This window comes from Pseudomonas entomophila (genome assembly GCF_013523165.1).
GTDB lineage: Bacteria > Pseudomonadota > Gammaproteobacteria > Pseudomonadales > Pseudomonadaceae > Aquipseudomonas > Aquipseudomonas entomophila_A.
In genome coordinates this window covers 1-19,698 of the sequence record NZ_JAAMQI010000008.1, presented here as the reverse complement: position 1 = coordinate 19,698, position 19,698 = coordinate 1, and the positions used below count along the sequence as shown (strand labels likewise).

Genomic DNA, 19,698 nt, shown 5'->3' with positions numbered 1-19,698 from the left:
AAGTTTCCCACAGAAGTTAAGTGGCTTTCCCTGCGTATCAGGGATGTATCCTGCCTGTAGTGCCTTGAAACAACCCCGGCACATCCTCTAACGTTCCTGTCCTACCGTTCCTCCACAGGGCTTGGCACATGTCGCGGGTTCGTTTGCACTCCCTGTATTTCCCAGCATTGCTCGGTTGCCTCGTCATGCTGGTGGCCAGTCTTTACCTCGAAACCAGCGCCGGCCTCACCCCCTGTGCCTTGTGTGTCGCTCAGCGTTGGCTGATGGGCGCCTTCGCCCTCGTTTGCCTGGGGATGACGCTGCAAGCGCCGGGCCCCAGGGGCGTACGGGTCTACACCTGGCTGGCGCTGACCGTATCGAGCAGCGGGGTTGCGCTCGCTGCACGGCACGTCTGGCTGCAAGGGAGGGTCAGTGAGCTGGCCTGTGACCCCGTGTACGGGGCCGCGTCCCAGAGCTGGGCAACGTGGTCTCACACGCTCAAGACGCTGATCCTGGGCGAGCCGGTGTGCTCGTCGATCCGGTGGAGCTTCCTGGACCTGACCCTGCCGGAATGGAGCCTGCTGGCCTTCGTGCTGCTGGCACTGGTGCCGCTGTCAGGGCTCATCGGGCATCTGCTGCCGCCGCCTGCACACGTGGCCGAGCGCGAGCCGGCAGCCCCTTCGCTCGACCAGCGGTGATCTGTCGCTGCGCCAAAGACTTGTGTGAACGAGTGCCCTTGCGTACCTTGAAGCGCAGTCGATGCGGAATACGCTTCTGCACGTCTACCTCTACAACAACGGCTCGATGCCAGCCTGCGGATGACACCTTTCGTACCGCCACCCACGCGCTACCAGGTGCGGGGGCATCGCCCAGAAGGGAAGATCTCGTCATGCTCGATAGTTGCCAGAATGCCCAGGAACGCTGGGGTGGCGTCAACCAACTGATCGACCGGTGGCTCAAGGAGCGCGAGGAGCTGGTCCGAGCGTTCGGCAACCTGCGCGATGCGCGTACCGCCTTCGCCGACAAGCGCCACCACGAACGCTTCTGCGAAATCCTCGTGGACTACGTGTCGGCCTGGCACTTCGAAGTCTGCGAGCAACTGGTCACCGAGGCCAAGTCGTTCGGTGACCAGAAGGCCCTGGGTCTGGCCGAGCAGCTCAACCCGCGCATCAACGAGATCACCGAGATCGCGCTGGCGTTCAACGACCACTGCGTCAAGGCCAGCTGCAACGATGCCGAGCGGTTCGCACGCAAGCTGGGCGAGCTGGGCAGCCTGCTGCACGAACGGTTCGAGCTGGAAGACTGCCTGATCGAAATCCTGCACAACACCCACCGCGAGCAGGACGTCGTCGAGGCCTGAGGGCCGCTCAGGGCTTGACCGCGAGCAGTTCGACGTTGAAGACCAACGGGGTGTCGGGCGGGATCAGATCACCCGCCCCATCAGCCCCGTAAGCCTGCGCCGACGGGATCACCACGCGGCCTTTCGCCCCAGGCTTCATCTGCATCAGCGCCACGCGCCAACCGGCGATGACCGAGTCGAGCGCGAACCACTGGGGCTGCTGGCTCTGGTCGAATACCGAGCCGTCCGGCAAGCGTCCCACGTAGCGCACCTGCACCTTGCCGCCTGCCGCAGGCCCCTCACCCGTACCCGCTGCCAGCTCGGTGTAAAGCACGCCCTGAGCCAGCTCGCGCACCCCCGGACGGGCGTGCTCCTCGGCCATGAAACGCGTCTCCGCCGCCTGGCGACTGGCGGCGCTCGGGGCCTCGGCCGCGATGGCCATCGCCTCGTCATGCTGCTGCAGGATCGCATCGATGCGCGATTGCTCGAGCCTCAGGGGCTTGCCCTGGTAACCCTGGCGCAGCCCTTCGATCAAGGTGTCCAGTTGAAGGTCCGGCACCTCGGCGTGCAGGCGTTGACCCAGGCTGACACCCACCCCGTAGGACAGGTCATCGGTGCGGGTTCCAGGCTCGGCGGGGGCCGCCAGGCAGACGCCACTGCACAGCGCCAGGGCAAGGATCGGATAGCGAGGCACGTTCGGCTCCTGTGACCAGAGAAAGCAGGCAGTATGCCTAAAGTGGGGCCGACAAGAGAATGGTCGGGTGCGCGGATCGTACCCCTGTGCGTCGCCACCGGGTGTCAGGCAGCCGGGGTCTGGCGGTCATCGTGGCAGAGGCCTAGTATGGGGCGCACACTCGTCCGTCAGGAGGTACCCATGCCGTCCAAGAAGAAGTCTGTCAGTACGCCCTTGCACTTGCTCCAGCAACTGTCCGACAGCCTGCTCGACACGCTGGAGGAAGCCTGCTCACAGGCCCTGGCCGATGCCGAGAAGGTTCTGGCCAAGCTGGAGAAACGACGCGGCAAGGCGCAGGAAAAGCTCCACGATGCGCGCTTGAAACTGCAGGATCACGCCAGCGCTGGCAAGAGCAAGGCACAAGGCAAGACGCGCAAGGCGATCGACGAGCTGGAAGCGTTGCTCGACACGCTCAAGACCCGTCAGACCGAAACCCGGACGTACATCCAGACGCTCAAGCGTGACGTCGAAGACAGCCTGGCCCTGGCCCAGGGGGTCGGCAAGGTGCGCGAGGCCGTGAACGACCGCTTGGCCCAGCGTGACGGAAAGTCCTCACAAAAACCGGCTGTACAGCAGGCCCAGGTCCAGCCTGAGCCGGTGGCTGACGAAACGCCTGTCGCCAAGCCGACCCGCACCCGCGACACGAAGGCCGTCAGCGGCCGCACGCCGCGCAAGGCAGCGGGCGATCAGGCGGCTACCGCGTCCACGGCCCGTCGTTCGGCCAGCGCGACGAGCGCCGCTGGCTCGCAGACGTCGGCCACCGCCAAGCCGGCGGCATCACGTCGGACGGCCACCGCCAAGACCCCTGCAGACGCGACCGGCTCGGCCTCGGCGTCGGGCGCTACCCAGGAACCGGCTCGAGCACCTCGCAAGCCCGCGGCCAAGCGCACCGTCAAACCAGCCGGGCCACAGGCCGATACACCGGTCGCCGCAGGCCGCACGCCTGCAGCGGCGGTGTCGGAAGGGGTGTCCTACACGGCAACCGACTCGGCTCAGGCCTCCGAGGCCTGAAGCGCCCGGGCCGCGACGCGCAACCGTTCCAGCGTGTCGTGGCCCTTGAGCTGCACAGGCATCAGGCCCTCCAGCCAGTCCTGTGCAGCGCCCGCCTCACTGGCCCAGCCGTTCGTCAGGCATTCCAGGCGTTGGAGCAGCACGCGTTCGGCACTCAGCTCCAGGGCCTTGACCTGCTCGCGCAGCTCGGCCAGCGCAGGGTCCAGCAGGGCCTGCGCCTTCCAGCCCGTGCGTAGCGCCCTCAAGGGCGCGATCACCGGCGCCTGCCACGCCTGCGCCAGCGCACGCAGCGCCTCCACACGTGCCGGCGTTACCGGTACATTCCGCGCCTGCAGCCAGGTGCCGCACAGCGCCAGGCAGACATCGCCGCCGTGGGCTTGCAGTGCCAGGCAGGCCGTTTCCATGCCCGGCCTGCGGTACAGGGCGATGGCGTGACTCCATAGATCGGTAGGCATTGTTCGACTCGCGCCAGGGGTCATGGAAGCTGGTAGACTCCGCGACCATCATGATCAGACTAACCAACCTCACTTTACAGCGTGGTCCTCAGCGCCTGCTAGATGGCGCCGAGATGACCCTGCACGCCGGTCACAAGGCCGGGCTCATCGGCGCCAACGGCGCCGGCAAATCCAGCCTGTTCGCCTTGCTGCGCGGCGAGTTGTCGCCCGACGGCGGCGACTGCCGGTTGCCGGCGGACTGGCGCATCGCGCACATGCGCCAGGAGGTCGACACCCTCGATCGCCTGGCAGTGGACTACGTGCTCGACGGCGACCATCGCCTGCGCCAGGTCCAGGCCGCGCTGGAGGTGGCCGAGCAGGCCCAGGACGGCAGCGCCCTGGCGCGCCTGCACAGTGAGCTGGAAAGCGCCAACGGCTATACCGCCGATGCCCGTGCGCGCAAGCTGCTGGCGGGTCTGGGCTTCAGCAACGAGCAGATGGAGCGTCGCGTGGGCGACTTCTCCGGTGGCTGGCGGATGCGCCTGAACCTGGCCCAGGCGCTGATGTGCCCGTCCGATCTGCTGCTGCTCGACGAGCCGACCAACCACCTGGACCTGGACGCGATCCTCTGGCTGGAGGACTGGCTCAAGGGCTACCCCGGCACGTTGCTGCTGATCTCCCACGACCGCGACTTCCTCGATGCGGTCGTCGACCACGTGGTGCACGTCGAACAGTGCAAGCTCAACCTGTACCGCGGCGGCTACAGTGCCTTCGAGCGCACCCGCGCCGAACGCCTGGCGCAACAGCAGCAGGCGTTCGAGAAGCAGCAGGCGCGCCGTGCGCACATGGAGAAGTACATCGCCCGTTTCCGCGCCCAGGCTACCAAGGCGCGTCAGGCCCAGAGCCGGATCAAGGCCCTGGAGCGGATGGAAGAACTGTCGGCCGCGCACGTGGACTCGCCGTTCGACTTCAGTTTCCGTGAATCGGAGAAGATCTCCAGCCCCCTGCTGGACCTGTCCGAAGGGCAGCTCGGCTACGGCGACAAGGTCATCCTGGAGAAGGTCAAGCTGCAACTGGTGCCCGGCGCGCGCATCGGCCTGCTGGGCCCCAACGGCGCCGGCAAGTCGACCCTGATCAAGAACCTGGTCGGCGAGCTGGCGCCCCTGGGCGGCCGCCTGGTGCGTGGCGAGAACCTTGCCGTGGGCTACTTCGCCCAGCACCAGCTCGATTCGCTGGACGACAAGGCCAGCCCGCTGCTGCACCTGCAACGCCTGGCACCGGGCGAGCGCGAGCAGACCCTGCGCGACTTCCTCGGCGGTTTCGACTTCCACGGCAATCGGGTGGATGAACCGGTGGTGAACTTCTCCGGCGGCGAGAAGGCACGCCTGGCCCTGGCGTTGATCGCCTGGGAGCGGCCCAACCTGCTGCTGCTCGACGAACCGACTAACCACCTGGACCTGGAAATGCGCCTGGCGCTGACCATGGCCTTGCAGGAGTTCGCCGGGGCCGTGGTGGTGGTGTCACACGACCGTCACCTGCTCAAGAGCACCACCGACGACTTCCTGCTGGTGGCCGACGGCAAGGTGCAGGCGTTCGACGGCGACCTGGACGACTACAGCCGCTGGCTGGTCGACTATCGCCAACGGCATGCACCGGTGAGCACCACGGCGGGCAACCCGGACAAGACCGACAAGAAGGCGCAGCGCCAGGCTGCCGCCACGCTTCGCCAGCAACTGGCTCCGCACAAGCGTGCCGCCGAGAAGCTGGAGAATGAGCTGGGTCAGGTACACGGGCAGTTGGCCGAGGTCGAGACGGCGCTGGGCGACAGTGGCCTCTACGACGCCTCGCGCAAGGAGCAGCTGCGCGAGCTGCTGGCACGCCAGAGCACGCTCAAGCAGCGTGAAGGCGAGCTGGAAGAGGCATGGATGGAGGCCCTGGAAACCCTCGAGACCCTGCAGGCCGAGCTGGAGGCGTTGTCCTGAGGGACACGCCGCCACACAGGCTGCCCCCTCACGGCTGAGCGGGTCGACGTCGGCAGGGCGACACGCTACAGTCGCCTGCCGACACCTGCGTCGGTCTGCCGTCCTAGCAGGCCGCGTGTCGATCACGAGACAAGAGAGGTGGAGCATGTCCATGGAGACCTGGCTGGGTTTCTTCGTCGCCTGTTGGGTCATCAGCCTGTCGCCGGGCGCCGGCGCCATCGCTTCGATGTCCAGCGGCCTGCAGCACGGGTTCTGGCGTGGCTACTGGAACGCGATCGGGCTGCAGCTGGGCCTACTCTTGCAGATCGCGGTGGTCGCGGCCGGTGTCGGCGCGATCCTGGCTGCGTCGGCCACGGCGTTCCAGGTGATCAAGTGGTTCGGCGTCGGCTACCTGCTGTTCCTGGCGTTCAGGCAATGGCGTGCTCTGCCGGCCGACCTGGGTGAAGACACGGCCGTGCGGCCTGCCGCCAAACCCCTGGGCCTGGTGATGCGCGGCTTGCTGATCAACGTCAGCAACCCCAAGGCGCTGGTGTTCATGCTGGCGGTCCTGCCGCAGTTCATCGACCCGCATCAGCCCCTGGTGCCGCAATACCTGACCATCGCCGCGACCATGGTCGTCGTCGACCTGGTGGTGATGGCTGGCTACACCGGCCTGGCGGCGCGCGTTCTGCGCCTGCTGCGCACCCCCCGCCAACAGCGCCGGGTGAACCGCACCTTCGCCGGGCTGTTTGTCGGCGCGGCCACGTTGCTGGCGAGCCTGCGCCGCGCACCGCTCTGAATCGACCTCTGCGCCTTCGCCGTTGTCTACCCGTTGGCGGGCAAGTTCCACTTGCCCGATTCATCATCCAACGCCGTAGGGCCGATCGCCGATCGGCCGGCCAGAAGGAGGCATCATGGACGCACCTGTTCATCCGTTATCCGAGGTTTTCCAGCAGCTGGGCCTGCCTGACGATGCCGTGGAGATCGACAAGTTCATCACCACCCACTCGCCCCTGGACCAGGACGTGAAGCTGGTGGACGCGCCGTTCTGGACCGACGCGCAGCGCGCGTTCCTCAAGGAAAGCTACGAGAAAGACGCCGACTGGATCCCGATGATCGACCAGCTCAACGTGATGCTGCACGAAAAGCCCGACGTGTAAGCGCCGAGCGGTGCTGGAGAGCTGGGACGGCGTTGCTATGCTCGAAGGATCGAGGAGGGGACGCCGTCATGAAAGATCCCTATGCACCCGCATTCTGGTGCGCCCTGGCCATCCTGGGCGTACTGAGTGGTGGTTATTTCTTCGGCATCCGCAGCGCCTACGACCTGCACCGTGCCGAGCTGTTTCTCTACGCCGCTGCCGGTCTCATCGTCGCAGCGGCGCTGGTCACGCTCGCCTGGATCGCCTGGCAGCACCTGCGGCTGAACCGGCGCGAGCTGGTCCAGAGCCACACGCTGGTCACCATCTGGAACACCAAGGTCGCCCTGCGTCGGGTGGAGACGGTCTTCGATCGCTACCTGTGGGGCAGCCACTGGCATTGCGGGCGCACCTTCGAGGAGGTCATGGGCGAGCTGCGTGGCACGCCGCTGGACCAGAGCCTCGAGGCGCTCAAGCAGCAGTGCCGTGAACTCGACCGTGAGCTGCGTGACGGTCGCCAGCACTGGCAGGCCAATGCGCGTGACCTGTCCAGCGTCGCGGCAGCCATGACCCGGGAACGCTACCGGCTCGATGTGGGCGAACCTTCGGCGGCCCACTCGGCAACCACGGCCGTGCTCAACCGTGACATCGAAGTGCTGGTCTACACCTGGTCGGCCCGCCTGCGCAGTTTCGACCACCAGCTCGATGACCTCGAGCGCGCCTACCACTGAATCACTCGCCGCGGATGTACTGTTCCAGCTGCTGAATCAGGTTCGCCTGCTCGGCGATGGTTTCCTTGACCAAGTCGCCGATCGACAGCAGCCCCATCAGCTCGCCATTGGCCACTACCGGCAGGTGGCGCAGGTGCCGGTTGGTCATCAGGCTCATGCAGTATTCCAGGTTGTGGCGCGGCTCGACGGTGAACACCGGCGAGCTCATGATTTCGCGCACGGGCGTGGCGGCCGAAGAGCGTCCCTTGAGCACCAGCTTGCGCGCATAGTCGCGCTCACTGACAATGCCGATCACCTGGCCGTCCTCGACCACCGGCAGCGCACCGATGTTCTTCTCGGCCAATGTCTTCAAGGCTTCCAGCACCGACTCTTCAGGGCCGATGGTGTACACGGCCTGATGCTGGGCCTTGGTCTTGAGTATTTCTTCGACGTTCTTCATGGGAGCCTCGCGAACGGAACAGGGCAAGTGGGCACGCCCAAGCATCCCGCAGACGCCGCAGGCAGGCCATGCGCAAAACGGCATCGAACGGATGGAAAACGTCATCCGCTGATCCTGTCGACTTCGGTCCTGGCGGCGTGTCGTCATTCCCATCGACGCTGTCGTTCTCGAGCACGCGGTCAGGCCACTCGGACCCTATGGTCCGAAGCCAGTCATCAGGAGCACCACGCATGCACATGAGCGCAGACCCTCGGCAACACCCTGCCCCAGACACCCCCACGAGGGGCATTTCCATCGATGACGCCCCGCTCAACCTGCTGGTCGTGCTGGTGGCCATCAGCGCCTTCGGCGGCATCATCGTCGACGGTTACATCCTCGGGGTGATCGGCGCGGCCATCATACCGGCGGCGGCCGAGCTGAGCCTGTCGCCCTTGAGCCAAGGCCTGATCGCCGCCAGCGCCCTGATCGGCATCTTCGTCAGCGGGCTGGTGTTCGGCCGCGTCGCCGACCGCTTCGGGCGCAAACGGGTGTTCTTCTGGAACCTGGTGGGCTTCATCGGCGTCTCGCTGGCCCAGCTGTTCGTGGTCGGTACCTGGGACCTGGTGGCCCTGCGCATGCTGTTGGGCCTGCTGATCGGCGTGGAATACGCCGTCGGTACATCGCTGCTCGCCGAATTCGCACCGCGTCGGCACCGCAGCCTGTTGCTGGGCAGCATCGCGCTGTTCTGGTTCGTCGGGTTCGTCGCGGCGTTCTTCGTCGGGCACTTCTGGGCACCCGAGGCCTGGCGTGGCCTGCTCGCCAGCAGTGCGATCCCCGCCGTAGTGACCTTGCTCATTCGCTTCGCCATCCCGGAGTCGCCGCGCTGGCTGCAAAGCCGGGGGCGCGAGCAGGAAGCCCTGGCCATCGTGCACCGTCGCTACGGGCCTGAATACGGCCTGCCCAGTGTGAAGCGGGTGCACGGCGAAACGACGCTGCGGCAGTTCTTCGTCGAGAACGACTGGCGCCGGGTGCTGTACGCCGGACTGTTCTGGTTCTGTCAGGTCGGCCCGATGTTCGCCATCTTCACCTTCATCCTGCCCGTGCTGGACAGCCTGGGGGTGAACGATGGGTTTTCCACCGACCTGCAGATGAACGGGGTGCAGATCTTGGGTGCCTTGCTGGGGTTGTGGTGGCTGTCCAGGGTTTCGCGACGCACGTTCGTCATCTCCACCTTCGCGGCCATGTTCGCCCTGCTGCTGGTCCTGGGGCTCTGGGGCAACCCGCCGCCGCTGGTGTCGCTGGTGCTGTTCGGTGTGTTCGTGCTGGTGATCACCGGGTCGAACAACATCCAGTACGTGTACCCACCAGAGATGTTCGAGACTCGGTTTCGCAGCACCGGCGTCGGGTTCGCGGCCGCGTTCAGCCGGATTGGCGCCGCGGGGGCGACCTACCTGCTGCCAGTCACCCTGCAGCACCTGGGGATTTCCACGACGCTGCTGATCGCCTCGGTCTTCCCCCTGGTGGGATTGGTCGCTTCGCTATGGTGGGCGCCGCAGACCAAGCACCTGGGGCTGGACTGAGGCGGTTCAGGCCGTCACGTCGGTCAAGGCTGCGCGGTTGCGCTGACCAGGATCGCGTTGGCCAGCTCCATGTCGCTGGCCTGCAGGCCTGGTTGCTCGGCGCGCACGCGGTGCAGCGCCGCCTCCAGGTAAGGGCCGCGGATCGCGCCCTGGCTGGCGACGTAGCTGCCCGCATCGTCCTGGGCGGCGGCGACCAGCTTGTGGTCCCTGGATGTCAGGTAGGTCGAGGCCGTGGTCGCGCCCGACGAGAGCACGTCGTGCCAGAAGCCGTTGGCCATGGCCGAGCCGACGGGAAGGGCGAGCAGGGCAGTCGCGGCGATCATTGTTTTCAGACGCATGGGGTCACCTTGGCAAGGCATCGATGGGATGCCCCCTTCGAGCATGCGCCGGGCATCAAGTTCCCCAGGCGCTCAGGCCTCGTCGCAGACACGGCGCACCTCCTCGGCGCAGGTCAACCCACGCTCGACCTTGTCCTGACCGCTGCGGCGCAGGCTCCACAGGCCTTCGCGCTCGGCCTGTTGCCGTAGCGCCGTCAGGTCGCCCTGGGGGTCGAGTGCCCGGCGCAGGCCTTCGGTCATCACCAGCAGTTCGAACAGCCCCGTGCGGCCATGGCATGCCGTGCCGCGGCACGTCGGACAGGGGCCGCTGCCGTTCGACCCGGTACCTTGGCATGCCGAACAGGGCGCACGCACCAGGCGCTGCGCCATGACGCCCAGCAGCGTGGCCTTGATCAGGTAATGCGCGACGCCCAGGTCGCGCAGCCGCGCGATGGTGCTGCACGCATCGTTGGTGTGCAGCGTCGACAGCACCAGGTGGCCGGTCAAGGCTGCCTGAACGGCCACCTGCGCGGTGCTGGCGTCACGGATCTCGCCGATCATGAGGATGTCAGGGTCCTGGCGCAGCAGCGCCCGTACGCCTGCGGCGAAATCCAGGTCCAGTTGAGGCTGGACCTGCAATTGGTTGAACGCCGGGTCCAGACGCTCGATCGGGTCTTCGATGGTGCACAGGTTGACCGTCGGGCCTGCCAGCCACTCCAGGCTCGCGTACAGCGTGCTGGTCTTGCCTGAACCCGTGGGGCCGGTCACCAACAGCAGGCCGTGGGGGCGCCGGAGCAACCGTTGCCAGCGGGTCAGCATCTCGCCCTCCAGCCCCAGGCCGAGCAGGCCTTGTGGGCGCTGCAAGGTATCGAACAGACGCAGCACCAGCTTCTCGCCAAACGGCGTGGGCAAGGTCGAGAGACGCAACTCCACGTCGCCACCGGTCGGCAGGCGTGTGCGCAGACGGCCATCCTGCGGCCGGCGCTTTTCTGCGACGTTCATGCGTGCCAGGTGTTTCAGGCGGCTGGTCAGCGCCAGGGCGATGCCGCCAGGAAACGTGTACACCGGGTGCAGCAGGCCGTCGATCCGGTAACGCAGATGGGCCTGGCCCTGGCGCGGCTCCAGATGAATGTCGCTGGCCCGCTGTTCGATGGCGTATTGCAGGATCCAGTCGACGATATGGACCACGTGCGCTTCCTGGGCGCCGCCTTCCGCCTGCCCTTGGCCCAGGGCCAGCAGGTGTTCGAGTTCGACCAGGTCGGTGGCCTGGCGCTGATGGGCGCCCTGGACCGACTCGGCCAGGCGAAACAGGGTCTGCCCCAGTTGACGCAACTGCCGTGGGCAGGCCAGCACCCGCCGGACCGGGCGGCCCAGGCCCTGGGCCAGGTCGGCCTCCCAGTCGCGGCGATAGGGCTGGGCGCTGGCGATGGTCACGCCGGCCTCGTCGACTGCCACGGGCAGGATGCCATGGCGCTGGGCGAAGCCTGGCGAGACCAGCCCGGTGACGTGGGCCAGGTCCATCTGCAAGGGGTCGAGTCGCAGGTACGGCTGACCGACCTGATCGGCCAGCCACTGGTTCAGGCGCTCGAGACCCCAGCGCTGCCCCGGGTGCAGCGCATCTTCGAACCCGAAGGTCGCGAGGTGTTCGAGGGGGTGTTCGGCGGCCATGGGGCAGTCGCGCGCCTGGGCCGCCTGGGCGGGAGTGAGCCGTGCGGTGTCGACCAGGCGGTCGAGCAGGCGGTGCAGGTCGAGCGAACCGTCGTCGGGTGTGTGCATGAGGGGCGTCCTTGCCAAGTCATCGTCGACCTTGGCAAGGCTAGCGGTTCAGGGCGTCTCCGGGACGGCGCAATCGTTACCGCGTCTTGCGCCTCAGCCGCAGGCTTCGCTCAGCAGCGGCTGACAACGCACGCTGGCGTCCTCGACACAGACCAGGTTGCGGATCTTGCGGGCGATCAATTGCGCCCGTGGGGCGGCCAGGCCGCTCACGGCGATTTCCATGTCCAGCAGGTCGCCACGCTGACGCACGTACACCTCGTGGGGCATCAGCGATTGCAGGGCGAACAGGTTGAGCACACGACAGACACTGTCGGCCTCGGCCTCGGCGCTGAGCCAGTAGCGCACGTGCGCCGGGGCAGGGTGGGCATCGAAAGCGTCAGGGGTGACGAGGCGTTCGGGGTTGGGCATGGCAGGCGCTCCGTGACAGATGACGCATTTTCGCATGCCGGATTTGGCAATGTTTCGCTCATGACACTCGAAAAGCAGCCATCGACGCATGATACTGGTCGCCAATCTGCCACTTTGGGAAACCATCATGCACAACGAACTGGACGCCTACGACCGCCGCATCCTGGCGTTGCTGCAGGAAGACGCCTCGCTGTCCAGCGCGCAGCTCGCCGAGCGGGTGGGGCTGTCGCAGTCACCCTGCTGGCGTCGGGTGCAACGCTTGAAGGAAGAGGGCGTGATCCGTGGCCAGGTGACTTTGCTGGATCGAAAGAAGGTCGGCCTGAACACGCAGATCTTCGCCGAGGTCAAGCTCAACGCCCACGGACGCTCCAACTTCGCCGAGTTCACCGAGGCGATTCGCGGCTTCCCTGAAGTGCTGGAGTGTCACGTGCTGATGGGGGCGGTGGACTTCATGTTGCGGATCGTCACCCCGGACATCGAAGCCTACGAGCGTTTCTTCTTCGAAAAGCTGTCGAATGTTCCGGGGATCCAGGAGGTCAATTCGATCGTGGCCTTGTCCGAGATCAAGTCCACGACCTGCCTGCCCTTGACGGACAGGGCTTAACCGACCAGCTGCTTCCAGGCACGGCTCTGGTTGATCACGTGGGTCAGTTCGACACGCGCGGCCAGGACCTCTTCGCCCAGCGGCTGGTTGGCCAGCTGGTGCAGCTTGACCAGGTCGCCGTACAGGCGGTCCACCTGCGGCACCTCGAGCACCTGGCGGGCATGGTGCAGCCAAGCCAGCAGGCGTTCGATGCGCGGCAGCTGCTCGGCCAGGTCCTCCGGCTGCTGGTTGTAGCGCGGCAGCTGCAGGTCGCGCGCCTCGGCGCCCAGCTGATGCGCCAGCCAGTTGCCCAGTTGCGCCCGGCCCTGGCGCTCGCCACGGTTGTTGCGACCTACGGTCCAGGCGCGTGCCGACAGCCAGCGCGCGGTGTCCAGGGAGAACTGGCCCCAGCGCGTTTCGAGCAGCTCGTCGGCGAATTGCTCGGGCGCGGCGCGGCGCACGTCTTCGTCGTCGTTGCCGGCCAGCACCAGGGGGCGCCAGTCTTCGAGCAGCGCGTCGAGGCTGGTGCGCAGGGCGTTCGTGGTGACGCGAGGCGCGGCCTGGCCCAGGGTCGTGACCAGGGCCCGCAGCTCGCCCAGGCAGTCGACCCAGTCCTGCAACAGGCGCCAGTGGCCGGTGTGGCGGTACTGCTCGGCCAGGCGCTGGCTGCTGCCCAGCCGTTGCCAGGCCAGCGCGGCGAAGGCGTCGTCCAGGGTCATTTCGACGTCCAGCTCGCTGTCCGGCAGGTGCAGCGTGTGGTGGTCGGGGTCGAGCAGGCGATAGCCGCGCTCGGCCTTGCTGATGTCGCAAGGCATCAGCGGCAGGCTGGCGGCCAGTTCGGCGGCCAGCTCGAGCAGCGCCTCTGGTGCGCCTTCGCGCAATTCCAGCTCCAGCTCGCTGATCGCTTCCTTGTGCTTGCCGACGATCACGAAGCCCTGGTCGAGCGCGGCTTCGATGACCACCTTGCTTTTGCCACGGCCCCAGGCGATCTCCGCGACCTCGCGGGTGAAATCGGTGGTGAACAAGGGCTTGATGCGCTTCTTGTCCAGCTCGCGCAGGGCCTCGGGCCAGCAACTGTCGTCGAGCTTCTTCAGGTCGAGCTTGACCTTCTCCAGCGGCCATTCGTACTCGTTGCGCTCGGACAGGCCGGCCACGCTCTGGCCACGGCACTTGAGCGTCTGGATGATGGCGTCGCCATCGCGACGCAGGCGCAGGGCGACCTTGGCCGCTGCGAGGTCGCGCTCCGGCGTGTCGAAATACTGGTTGAGCAGTTCGCGCGTCTGCCAGCCGGACTTGTTGCGCTTCTTCAGCAGGGGGTGCTCGCGCAGGGCGTCGAGGGTCTCGCGGCTGGCGCGCAGTTTGAGTTCGGTTTCTTTGTGCATCGCGGGGTGATCCAGGCTCAGGGGTGGGTGCCTACATAATTTGCCGGGCATTCGTGCAGGCAAAAGCGCCTCGGCAGACTCGACGAGTGTACAGCAGTCGGCCTTTGACGGTTTATTCCCAGTGCCGGATGGTCCTATGATGGGGGCCGACCCGAGGAGAACGCGCATGCCCCTGCCGACGCTCAAAGACCAGTTCGCCGCCCTGATCGCCGCGCCCTCGGTCAGTTGCACCCAGGCCAGCCTGGACCAGTCCAACGCCCAGGTGATCGACCTGCTGGCCGGCTGGCTGGGCGACCTGGGGTTCGTCTGCGAGATCCAGACCGTCAGCCCGGGCAAGTTCAACCTGCTGGCCAGTCGCGGCACCGGCCCGGGCGGGTTGGTACTGGCCGGGCACAGCGACACCGTGCCGTTCGACGAACAGCTGTGGCAGAGCGACCCGTTGAAGCTCGAGGAGATCGACGGACGCTGGGTCGGCCTGGGCAGCTGCGACATGAAGGGCTTCTTCGCCCTGGTGATCGAAGCGGTGCGACCGCTGCTCGAACACGACTTCAAGCAGCCGCTGCTGATCCTGGCCACGTGCGACGAGGAAAGCTCGATGTCCGGTGCCCGCGCCCTGGCCGACGCCGGGCAGCCGCTGGGCCGTGCCGCCGTGATCGGCGAGCCGACCGGGTTGCGCCCGGTACGCCTGCACAAGGGCATCATGATGGACCGCATCGACATCCTGGGCCGCAGCGGCCATTCGTCCGACCCGAGCCTGGGCCGCAGCGCCATGGAAGCCATGCATGCGGTGATGGGCGAGATGATGGACCTGCGCCGTGAGTGGCAGAAGACCTACCGCAACCCCCAGTTCACCGTGCCGACCCCGACCCTGAACTTCGGCTGCATCCACGGCGGCGACAACCCCAACCGGATCTGCGGCCAATGCGCCCTGGAGTTCGACCTGCGCCCCTTGCCGGGCATGGACCCGGAGCCGCTGCGCGCGGCGATCCGGGCCAAGCTGGCACCGCTGGCCGAGCGCCACGACGTGCGCATCGACTACGCACCGCTGTTCCCCGAGGTGCCGCCGTTCGAGCAGTCGGCCGACAGCGAGCTGGTGCTGCTGGCCGAGCGGCTGACCGGGCACCGCGCCGAAGCCGTGGCCTTCGGCACCGAAGCGCCGTACCTGCAGGCGCTGGGCTGCCAGACCCTGGTGCTGGGGCCGGGCGACATCGCCTGTGCCCATCAGCCGGGCGAGTACCTGGAGGTGTCACGCATCGAGCCGACCGTGCGTCTACTGCGTGAGCTGATCCAGCACTACTGCCTGAATTGACCGCCTGCTTCAATCGTCCATGTTTTCGAGGAGACCGCGCGTGATGCCTGACCTGTTTCGACGATGACGTTCCTGTGCACGCGTCGCCCATTCCTTCCCCCTTTGCCACAGGCCTTGTCATGCCCGAATACGTCAACTGGTTGCGTCATGCTTCCCCCTACATCAATGCCCACCGCGACTGTACCTTCGTCGTGATGCTGCCGGGCGATGGTGTCGATCATCCTAACTTCGGCAACATCGTCCACGACCTGGTGCTGCTGCACAGCCTGGGTGTACGCCTGGTGCTGGTGCACGGCTCGCGCCCGCAGATCGAAACCCGCCTGGCCGCACGTGGCCTGGTACCCCGCTACCACCATGGCCTGCGCATCACCGACGCCGCCACGCTGGACTGCGTGATCGATGCGGTGGGCCATCTGCGCATCGCCATCGAGGCGCGCCTGTCGATGGACATGGCGTCCTCGCCCATGCAGGGCGCGCGGCTGCGCGTGGCGACCGGCAATCTGGTCACGGCCCGGCCGATCGGCGTGCTCGAAGGCGTCGACTACCACCACACCGGCGAAGTGCGCCGCGTCGACCGCAAGGGCATCAGCCGCCTGCTCGACGAACGCTCCATCGTGCTGCTGTCGCCGCTGGGCTATTCGCCGACCGGCGAGATCTTCAACCTGGCCTGCGAGGACGTCGCCACGCGCGCCGCCATCGAGCTGAATGCCGACAAGCTGCTGCTGTTCGGGGCCGAGTCCGGGCTGCTCGATGCCCAGGGCCACCTGGTGCGCGAGATCCGTCCCCAGCAGGTGCCTGCGCACCTGGAGCGACTGGGCAGCGATTACCAGGGCGAATTGCTGGATGCTGCCGCCGAGGCGTGCAAGGGCGGCGTGACGCGCAGCCATATCGTCAGCTACGCCGAGAATGGCGCGCTGCTGACCGAGCTGTTCACCCGTGACGGCGGCGGCACCCTGGTCGCCCAGGAGCAGTTCGAGATCGTGCGCGAAGCCTCCATCGAAGACGTCGGCGGCCTGCTCGACCTGATCACGCCCCTGGAGGCGCAGGGCATTCTGGTACGGCGTTCGCGCGAGGTGCTCGAGCGCGAGATCGAACAGTTCAGCGTGGTGGAGCGTGACGGCATGATCATCGCCTGCGCTGCCCTGTACCCGATCGCCGATTCCGAGTGCGGTGAACTGGCCTGCCTGGCGGTCAACCCCGAGTACCGCCATGGCGGCCGCGGGGACGAGCTGCTCGAGCGCATCGAGGCCCGGGCACGCCAGAGGGGGCTCAAGACCCTGTTCGTGCTCACCACGCGCACCGCGCACTGGTTCCGCGAGCGTGGCTTTGCCCCCAGCGAGGTCGAGCGCCTGCCGGCGGCGCGGGCCTCGCTGTACAACTACCAGCGCAACTCGAAAATCTTCGAAAAGTCACTCTGACTGGGCAGGGGGCGCTGCCGTTCGTTCTTTTTTTCGAACAGGCTATTGTTCTCCACCCAACGGACCCTTAGGATTCGTTTGAGATATCAAACGCCTGATGCCGTGCACCGACCTCGCTGGCCGTGCACGGCACGATGCTGAAGACCGCCCTGCGGGGCGTTTTCCCACCCTCGACCATTCGCTCCGTGCGCGCACGGCGCTGTTAAAGGAAGCCGACATGCAGCTCAAAGACGCTCAGTTGTTCCGCCAGCAAGCCTTCATCAACGGTGAATGGCTGGACGCGGACAACGGCCAGTCCATCCAGGTGACCAACCCGGCCACCGGTGAGGTCATCGGCAGCGTGCCGAAGATGGGCACCGCGGAAACCCGCCGCGCCATCGAAGCGGCCGACAAGGCCCTGCCGGCCTGGCGCGCGCTGACCGCCAAGGAGCGTTCGGCCAAGCTGCGTCGCTGGTTCGAACTGATGATCGAGCACCAGGACGACCTGGCCCGCCTGATGACCACCGAGCAGGGCAAGCCCCTGGCCGAAGCCAAGGGGGAGATCGCCTACGCGGCCTCGTTCATCGAGTGGTTCGCCGAAGAAGCCAAGCGCGTCTACGGCGACACCATCCCGGGCCACCAGGCGGACAAGCGCCTGATCGTCATCAAGCAGCCGATCGGCGTCACCGCGGCCATCACCCCGTGGAACTTCCCGGCGGCGATGATCACCCGCAAGGCCGGCCCGGCCCTGGCCGCTGGCTGCACCATGGTACTCAAGCCTGCGTCGCAGACCCCGTATTCGGCCCTGGCCCTGGCCGAGCTGGCCACCCGTGCCGGCATCCCGGCGGGCGTGCTGAGCGTGGTCACCGGCAGTGCTGGCGAAGTCGGCGGCGAGCTGACCTCCAACCCGCTGGTGCGCAAGCTGTCCTTCACCGGCTCGACCGAAATCGGTCGCCAGCTGATGCAGGAATGCGCCAAGGACATCAAGAAGGTCTCCCTGGAGCTGGGCGGCAACGCGCCGTTCATCGTGTTCGACGACGCTGACCTGGACAAGGCCGTCGAAGGCGCGATCATCTCCAAGTACCGCAACAACGGCCAGACCTGCGTCTGCGCCAACCGCATCTACGTGCAGGACGGCGTGTACGACGCCTTCGCCGAGAAGCTCAAGGTCGCGGTCGCCAAGCTCAAGATCGGCAACGGTCTGGAAGAAGGCACCACCACCGGTCCGCTGATCGACCACAAGGCCGTGGCCAAGGTCCAGGAACACATCGAAGACGCCGTGTCCAAGGGTGCCAAGGTGCTGTCCGGCGGCAAGCTGATCGAAGGCAACTTCTTCGAGCCGACCATCCTGGTCGACGTGCCCAAGACCGCGGCCGTGGCCAAGGAAGAGACTTTCGGCCCCCTGGCGCCGCTGTTCCGCTTCCAGGACGAAGCCGAAGTCATCGCCCTGTCCAACGACACCGAGTTCGGCCTGGCCTCGTACTTCTACGCCCGCGACATGAGCCGCGTGTTCCGCGTCGCCGAGGCCCTGGAATACGGCATGGTCGGCATCAACACCGGCCTGATCTCCAACGAAGTCGCGCCGTTCGGTGGCATCAAGGCCTCGGGCCTGGGCCGCGAAGGTTCCAAGTACGGGATCGAGGACTACCTCGAGATCAAGTACCTGTGCCTGAGCATCTGATCGACGTGTAAGGCTTTACCTCTGCCAGCGAGGCGCGAGAGCGACGTCTCGCTGGTTTTTTTCATACCCGCAGTACCTGGTGGCCAGGGCCCTGCCGCAGTCGATCAACGCATGCTGCCGCAGTCGAACACCAGCCACCCCCGAATGTAGGCGCCACGTTGCTGTGGCGCGATGAGGGCATTATGAGCAAGACCAACGAATCCTTGATGCAGCGCCGTGTCAACGCCGTCCCGCGTGGTGTTGGCCAGATCCACCCGATCTTCGTCGACACCGCCGAGAACGCGACCGTGATCGACGTCGAAGGTCGCGAGTTCATCGACTTCGCCGGCGGCATCGCCGTGCTGAACACCGGTCACCTGCACCCGAAAGTCGTGGCCGCCGTGCAGAAGCAGCTGACCAAGGTCAGCCACACCTGCTTCCAGGTCCTGGCCTACGAGCCGTACGTGGAGCTGTGCGAGAAGATCAACGCCAAGGTACCTGGCGACTTCGCCAAGAAGACCCTGCTGGTCACCAGTGGCTCCGAAGCGGTCGAGAACGCCGTCAAGATCGCCCGTGCGGCCACTGGCCGTGCCGGCGTGATCGCCTTCACCGGTGGTTACCATGGCCGTACCATGATGACCCTGGGCCTGACCGGCAAGGTCGTGCCGTACTCGGCCGGCATGGGCCTGATGCCCGGTGGCGTGTTCCGTGCACAGTTCCCGAACGAGCTGCACGGCGTCAGCATCGACGAGTCGATCGCCTCGATCGAGCGCATCTTCAAGAACGATGCCGAGCCGCGTGACATCGCTGCCATCATCATCGAGCCGGTGCAGGGCGAGGGCGGCTTCATTACCGCGCCGAAGGCCTTCATGCAGCGCCTGCGCGCCCTGTGCGACCAGCACGGCATTCTGCTGATCGCCGACGAAGTCCAGACCGGCGCTGGCCGTACCGGGACCTTCTTCGCCATGGAACAGATGGGCGTCACGCCTGACCTGACCACCTTCGCCAAATCCATCGCCGGTGGCTTCCCCCTGGCCGGTGTCTGCGGCAAGGCCGAGTACATGGACGCCATCGCCCCAGGCGGCCTGGGCGGCACCTATGCCGGTAGCCCGATCGCCTGCGCCGCGGCCCTGGCCGTGATCGAAGTGTTCGAAGAAGAGAACCTGCTCGAGCGCAGCAAGGCCGTGGGCGAGCGCCTGATCGCCGGCCTGCGCCAGATCCAGGACAAGCACCCGATCATCGGTGACGTGCGTGGCCTGGGTTCGATGATCGCGGTCGAAGTCTTCGATGCCAAAGGCTCGCTGACCCCGAACGCCGCTGCTGTCAGCCAGGTGGTGGCCAAGGCACGCGAGAAGGGCCTGATCCTGCTGTCCTGCGGTACCTACGGCAACGTCCTGCGTATCCTGGTGCCGTTGACCGCACCGGACGAGCAGCTGGACAAAGGCCTGGCGATCATCGAGGAATGCTTCGCCGAACTGGCGTGATGTGACCTCGACGTGAACGACCCGCCGTGGTGCGGGGTTGCCCCTGGGGCAACCCCGCAC

The 19,698-nt window shown here is 66.5% G+C and carries 20 protein-coding genes; 13 read left to right on the top strand and 7 right to left on the bottom strand.

Features of this window, described 5'->3' with window-relative positions:
- The first annotated feature begins 128 nt into the window (after positions 1-128).
- Both G7Z99_RS08270 and rsd read left to right on the top strand, forming a co-directional pair.
- Positions 129-677, top strand: a complete 549-nt coding sequence (locus tag G7Z99_RS08270; RefSeq protein ID WP_181093107.1) for a disulfide bond formation protein B — start codon at positions 129-131, stop codon at positions 675-677.
- Positions 678-868: 191 nt separating this feature from the next.
- Entirely contained in the window at positions 869-1,339 is a 471-nt protein-coding gene (gene rsd / locus G7Z99_RS08265) for a sigma D regulator (protein WP_181093105.1), read from the top strand.
- Between the two features lie 7 nt (positions 1,340-1,346).
- Here the strand turns inward: rsd and G7Z99_RS08260 are convergent, their stop codons facing one another.
- Positions 1,347-2,012, bottom strand: coding sequence for an FKBP-type peptidyl-prolyl cis-trans isomerase (locus G7Z99_RS08260; protein WP_181093104.1), 666 nt, complete (start codon positions 2,010-2,012; stop codon positions 1,347-1,349).
- Positions 2,013-2,192: 180 nt separating this feature from the next.
- Here G7Z99_RS08260 and G7Z99_RS08255 point away from each other — a divergent pair, with 180 nt between their 5' ends.
- Positions 2,193-3,062 carry an AlgP family protein gene (locus G7Z99_RS08255; RefSeq protein WP_181093102.1) on the top strand — a complete coding sequence of 290 codons (870 nt, stop codon included), beginning with the start codon at positions 2,193-2,195 and terminating at the stop codon, positions 3,060-3,062.
- Here the strand turns inward: G7Z99_RS08255 and G7Z99_RS08250 are convergent.
- Positions 3,044-3,517: a TIGR02444 family protein gene (locus G7Z99_RS08250; RefSeq protein WP_181093101.1), complete on the bottom strand. Its 474-nt coding sequence runs from the start codon at positions 3,515-3,517 to the stop codon at positions 3,044-3,046. The genes G7Z99_RS08255 and G7Z99_RS08250 overlap by 19 nt on opposite strands.
- Before the next feature lie 50 nt (positions 3,518-3,567).
- Here G7Z99_RS08250 and G7Z99_RS08245 point away from each other — a divergent pair, with 50 nt between their 5' ends.
- From G7Z99_RS08245 to G7Z99_RS08230, 4 genes are all read left to right on the top strand, one after another.
- Positions 3,568-5,478, top strand: a complete 1,911-nt coding sequence (locus G7Z99_RS08245; protein ID WP_181093099.1) for an ATP-binding cassette domain-containing protein — start codon at positions 3,568-3,570, stop codon at positions 5,476-5,478.
- 145 nt (positions 5,479-5,623) lie between these two features.
- Positions 5,624-6,256 (top strand): LysE family transporter, encoded by a 633-nt coding sequence (locus G7Z99_RS08240; protein ID WP_181093092.1) that lies wholly within the window; start codon positions 5,624-5,626, stop codon positions 6,254-6,256.
- 115 nt (positions 6,257-6,371) lie between these two features.
- A complete protein-coding gene (locus G7Z99_RS08235; protein ID WP_181093086.1) occupies positions 6,372-6,617 on the top strand; it encodes a DUF2789 domain-containing protein in 246 nt (81 codons plus the stop codon).
- Between the two features lie 68 nt (positions 6,618-6,685).
- The gene (locus G7Z99_RS08230; RefSeq protein WP_181093084.1) at positions 6,686-7,324 is read left to right on the top strand and encodes an NADH:ubiquinone oxidoreductase subunit N; all 639 of its coding nucleotides are present in this window, start codon (positions 6,686-6,688) and stop codon (positions 7,322-7,324) included.
- A 1-nt stretch (position 7,325) separates the two neighbouring features.
- Here G7Z99_RS08230 and G7Z99_RS08225 read toward each other — a convergent pair whose 3' ends face one another.
- Positions 7,326-7,763: a CBS domain-containing protein gene (locus tag G7Z99_RS08225; RefSeq protein WP_181093083.1), complete on the bottom strand. Its 438-nt coding sequence runs from the start codon at positions 7,761-7,763 to the stop codon at positions 7,326-7,328.
- 230 nt (positions 7,764-7,993) lie between these two features.
- Here G7Z99_RS08225 and G7Z99_RS08220 point away from each other — a divergent pair, with 230 nt between their 5' ends.
- Positions 7,994-9,322, top strand: coding sequence for an MFS transporter (locus tag G7Z99_RS08220; protein ID WP_219854128.1), 1,329 nt, complete (start codon positions 7,994-7,996; stop codon positions 9,320-9,322).
- 23 nt (positions 9,323-9,345) lie between these two features.
- Here the strand turns inward: G7Z99_RS08220 and G7Z99_RS08215 are convergent, their stop codons facing one another.
- From G7Z99_RS08215 to G7Z99_RS08205, 3 genes are all read right to left on the bottom strand, one after another.
- Entirely contained in the window at positions 9,346-9,660 is a 315-nt protein-coding gene (locus G7Z99_RS08215) for a DUF2388 domain-containing protein (protein WP_181093079.1), read from the bottom strand.
- A gap of 72 nt (positions 9,661-9,732) precedes the next feature.
- Complete coding sequence (locus G7Z99_RS08210; RefSeq protein ID WP_181093078.1) at positions 9,733-11,415, bottom strand: GspE/PulE family protein; 1,683 nt, start codon at positions 11,413-11,415, stop codon at positions 9,733-9,735.
- Between the two features lie 93 nt (positions 11,416-11,508).
- Positions 11,509-11,823 carry a hypothetical protein gene (locus G7Z99_RS08205; RefSeq protein ID WP_181093077.1) on the bottom strand — a complete coding sequence of 105 codons (315 nt, stop codon included), beginning with the start codon at positions 11,821-11,823 and terminating at the stop codon, positions 11,509-11,511.
- Between the two features lie 127 nt (positions 11,824-11,950).
- On the opposite strand from G7Z99_RS08205, the gene G7Z99_RS08200 reads away from it, so the two are divergent.
- On the top strand, positions 11,951-12,427 hold the full coding sequence (locus G7Z99_RS08200; protein ID WP_181093076.1) for an Lrp/AsnC family transcriptional regulator: 477 nt from the start codon (positions 11,951-11,953) through the stop codon (positions 12,425-12,427).
- On the opposite strand, the gene G7Z99_RS08195 is transcribed toward G7Z99_RS08200, so the two are convergent.
- Positions 12,424-13,788: a CYTH domain-containing protein gene (locus tag G7Z99_RS08195; RefSeq protein WP_181093075.1), complete on the bottom strand. Its 1,365-nt coding sequence runs from the start codon at positions 13,786-13,788 to the stop codon at positions 12,424-12,426. The genes G7Z99_RS08200 and G7Z99_RS08195 overlap by 4 nt on opposite strands.
- Positions 13,789-13,954: 166 nt before the next feature.
- On the opposite strand from G7Z99_RS08195, the gene argE reads away from it, so the two are divergent.
- From argE to gabT, 4 genes are all read left to right on the top strand, one after another.
- Positions 13,955-15,097: an acetylornithine deacetylase gene (argE, locus tag G7Z99_RS08190; protein ID WP_181093074.1), complete on the top strand. Its 1,143-nt coding sequence runs from the start codon at positions 13,955-13,957 to the stop codon at positions 15,095-15,097.
- Between the two features lie 119 nt (positions 15,098-15,216).
- A complete protein-coding gene (gene argA, locus G7Z99_RS08185; protein ID WP_181093073.1) occupies positions 15,217-16,515 on the top strand; it encodes an amino-acid N-acetyltransferase in 1,299 nt (432 codons plus the stop codon).
- Between the two features lie 217 nt (positions 16,516-16,732).
- Entirely contained in the window at positions 16,733-18,175 is a 1,443-nt protein-coding gene (gene gabD / locus G7Z99_RS08180) for an NADP-dependent succinate-semialdehyde dehydrogenase (RefSeq protein ID WP_181093072.1), read from the top strand.
- Positions 18,176-18,357: 182 nt separating this feature from the next.
- Positions 18,358-19,638: a 4-aminobutyrate--2-oxoglutarate transaminase gene (gabT, locus tag G7Z99_RS08175; protein ID WP_181093071.1), complete on the top strand. Its 1,281-nt coding sequence runs from the start codon at positions 18,358-18,360 to the stop codon at positions 19,636-19,638.
- Positions 19,639-19,698: the final 60 nt, after the last annotated feature.

What these genes read in the sequence shown, in the direction of transcription:
- G7Z99_RS08270 (WP_181093107.1), top strand. Translation starts at nt 129, where the DNA reads ATGTCGCGGGTTCGTTTGCACTCCCTGTATTTCCCAGCATTGCTCGGT.
- rsd (WP_181093105.1), top strand. Translation starts at nt 869, where the DNA reads ATGCTCGATAGTTGCCAGAATGCCCAGGAACGCTGGGGTGGCGTCAAC.
- G7Z99_RS08255 (WP_181093102.1), top strand. Translation starts at nt 2,193, where the DNA reads ATGCCGTCCAAGAAGAAGTCTGTCAGTACGCCCTTGCACTTGCTCCAG.
- G7Z99_RS08250 (WP_181093101.1), bottom strand. Translation starts at nt 3,517, where the DNA reads ATGCCTACCGATCTATGGAGTCACGCCATCGCCCTGTACCGCAGGCCG.
- G7Z99_RS08245 (WP_181093099.1), top strand. Translation starts at nt 3,568, where the DNA reads ATGATCAGACTAACCAACCTCACTTTACAGCGTGGTCCTCAGCGCCTG.
- G7Z99_RS08240 (WP_181093092.1), top strand. Translation starts at nt 5,624, where the DNA reads ATGTCCATGGAGACCTGGCTGGGTTTCTTCGTCGCCTGTTGGGTCATC.
- G7Z99_RS08235 (WP_181093086.1), top strand. Translation starts at nt 6,372, where the DNA reads ATGGACGCACCTGTTCATCCGTTATCCGAGGTTTTCCAGCAGCTGGGC.
- G7Z99_RS08230 (WP_181093084.1), top strand. Translation starts at nt 6,686, where the DNA reads ATGAAAGATCCCTATGCACCCGCATTCTGGTGCGCCCTGGCCATCCTG.
- G7Z99_RS08225 (WP_181093083.1), bottom strand. Translation starts at nt 7,763, where the DNA reads ATGAAGAACGTCGAAGAAATACTCAAGACCAAGGCCCAGCATCAGGCC.
- G7Z99_RS08220 (WP_219854128.1), top strand. Translation starts at nt 7,994, where the DNA reads ATGCACATGAGCGCAGACCCTCGGCAACACCCTGCCCCAGACACCCCC.
- G7Z99_RS08215 (WP_181093079.1), bottom strand. Translation starts at nt 9,660, where the DNA reads ATGCGTCTGAAAACAATGATCGCCGCGACTGCCCTGCTCGCCCTTCCC.
- G7Z99_RS08210 (WP_181093078.1), bottom strand. Translation starts at nt 11,415, where the DNA reads ATGCACACACCCGACGACGGTTCGCTCGACCTGCACCGCCTGCTCGAC.
- G7Z99_RS08205 (WP_181093077.1), bottom strand. Translation starts at nt 11,823, where the DNA reads ATGCCCAACCCCGAACGCCTCGTCACCCCTGACGCTTTCGATGCCCAC.
- G7Z99_RS08200 (WP_181093076.1), top strand. Translation starts at nt 11,951, where the DNA reads ATGCACAACGAACTGGACGCCTACGACCGCCGCATCCTGGCGTTGCTG.
- G7Z99_RS08195 (WP_181093075.1), bottom strand. Translation starts at nt 13,788, where the DNA reads ATGCACAAAGAAACCGAACTCAAACTGCGCGCCAGCCGCGAGACCCTC.
- argE (WP_181093074.1), top strand. Translation starts at nt 13,955, where the DNA reads ATGCCCCTGCCGACGCTCAAAGACCAGTTCGCCGCCCTGATCGCCGCG.
- argA (WP_181093073.1), top strand. Translation starts at nt 15,217, where the DNA reads ATGCCCGAATACGTCAACTGGTTGCGTCATGCTTCCCCCTACATCAAT.
- gabD (WP_181093072.1), top strand. Translation starts at nt 16,733, where the DNA reads ATGCAGCTCAAAGACGCTCAGTTGTTCCGCCAGCAAGCCTTCATCAAC.
- gabT (WP_181093071.1), top strand. Translation starts at nt 18,358, where the DNA reads ATGAGCAAGACCAACGAATCCTTGATGCAGCGCCGTGTCAACGCCGTC.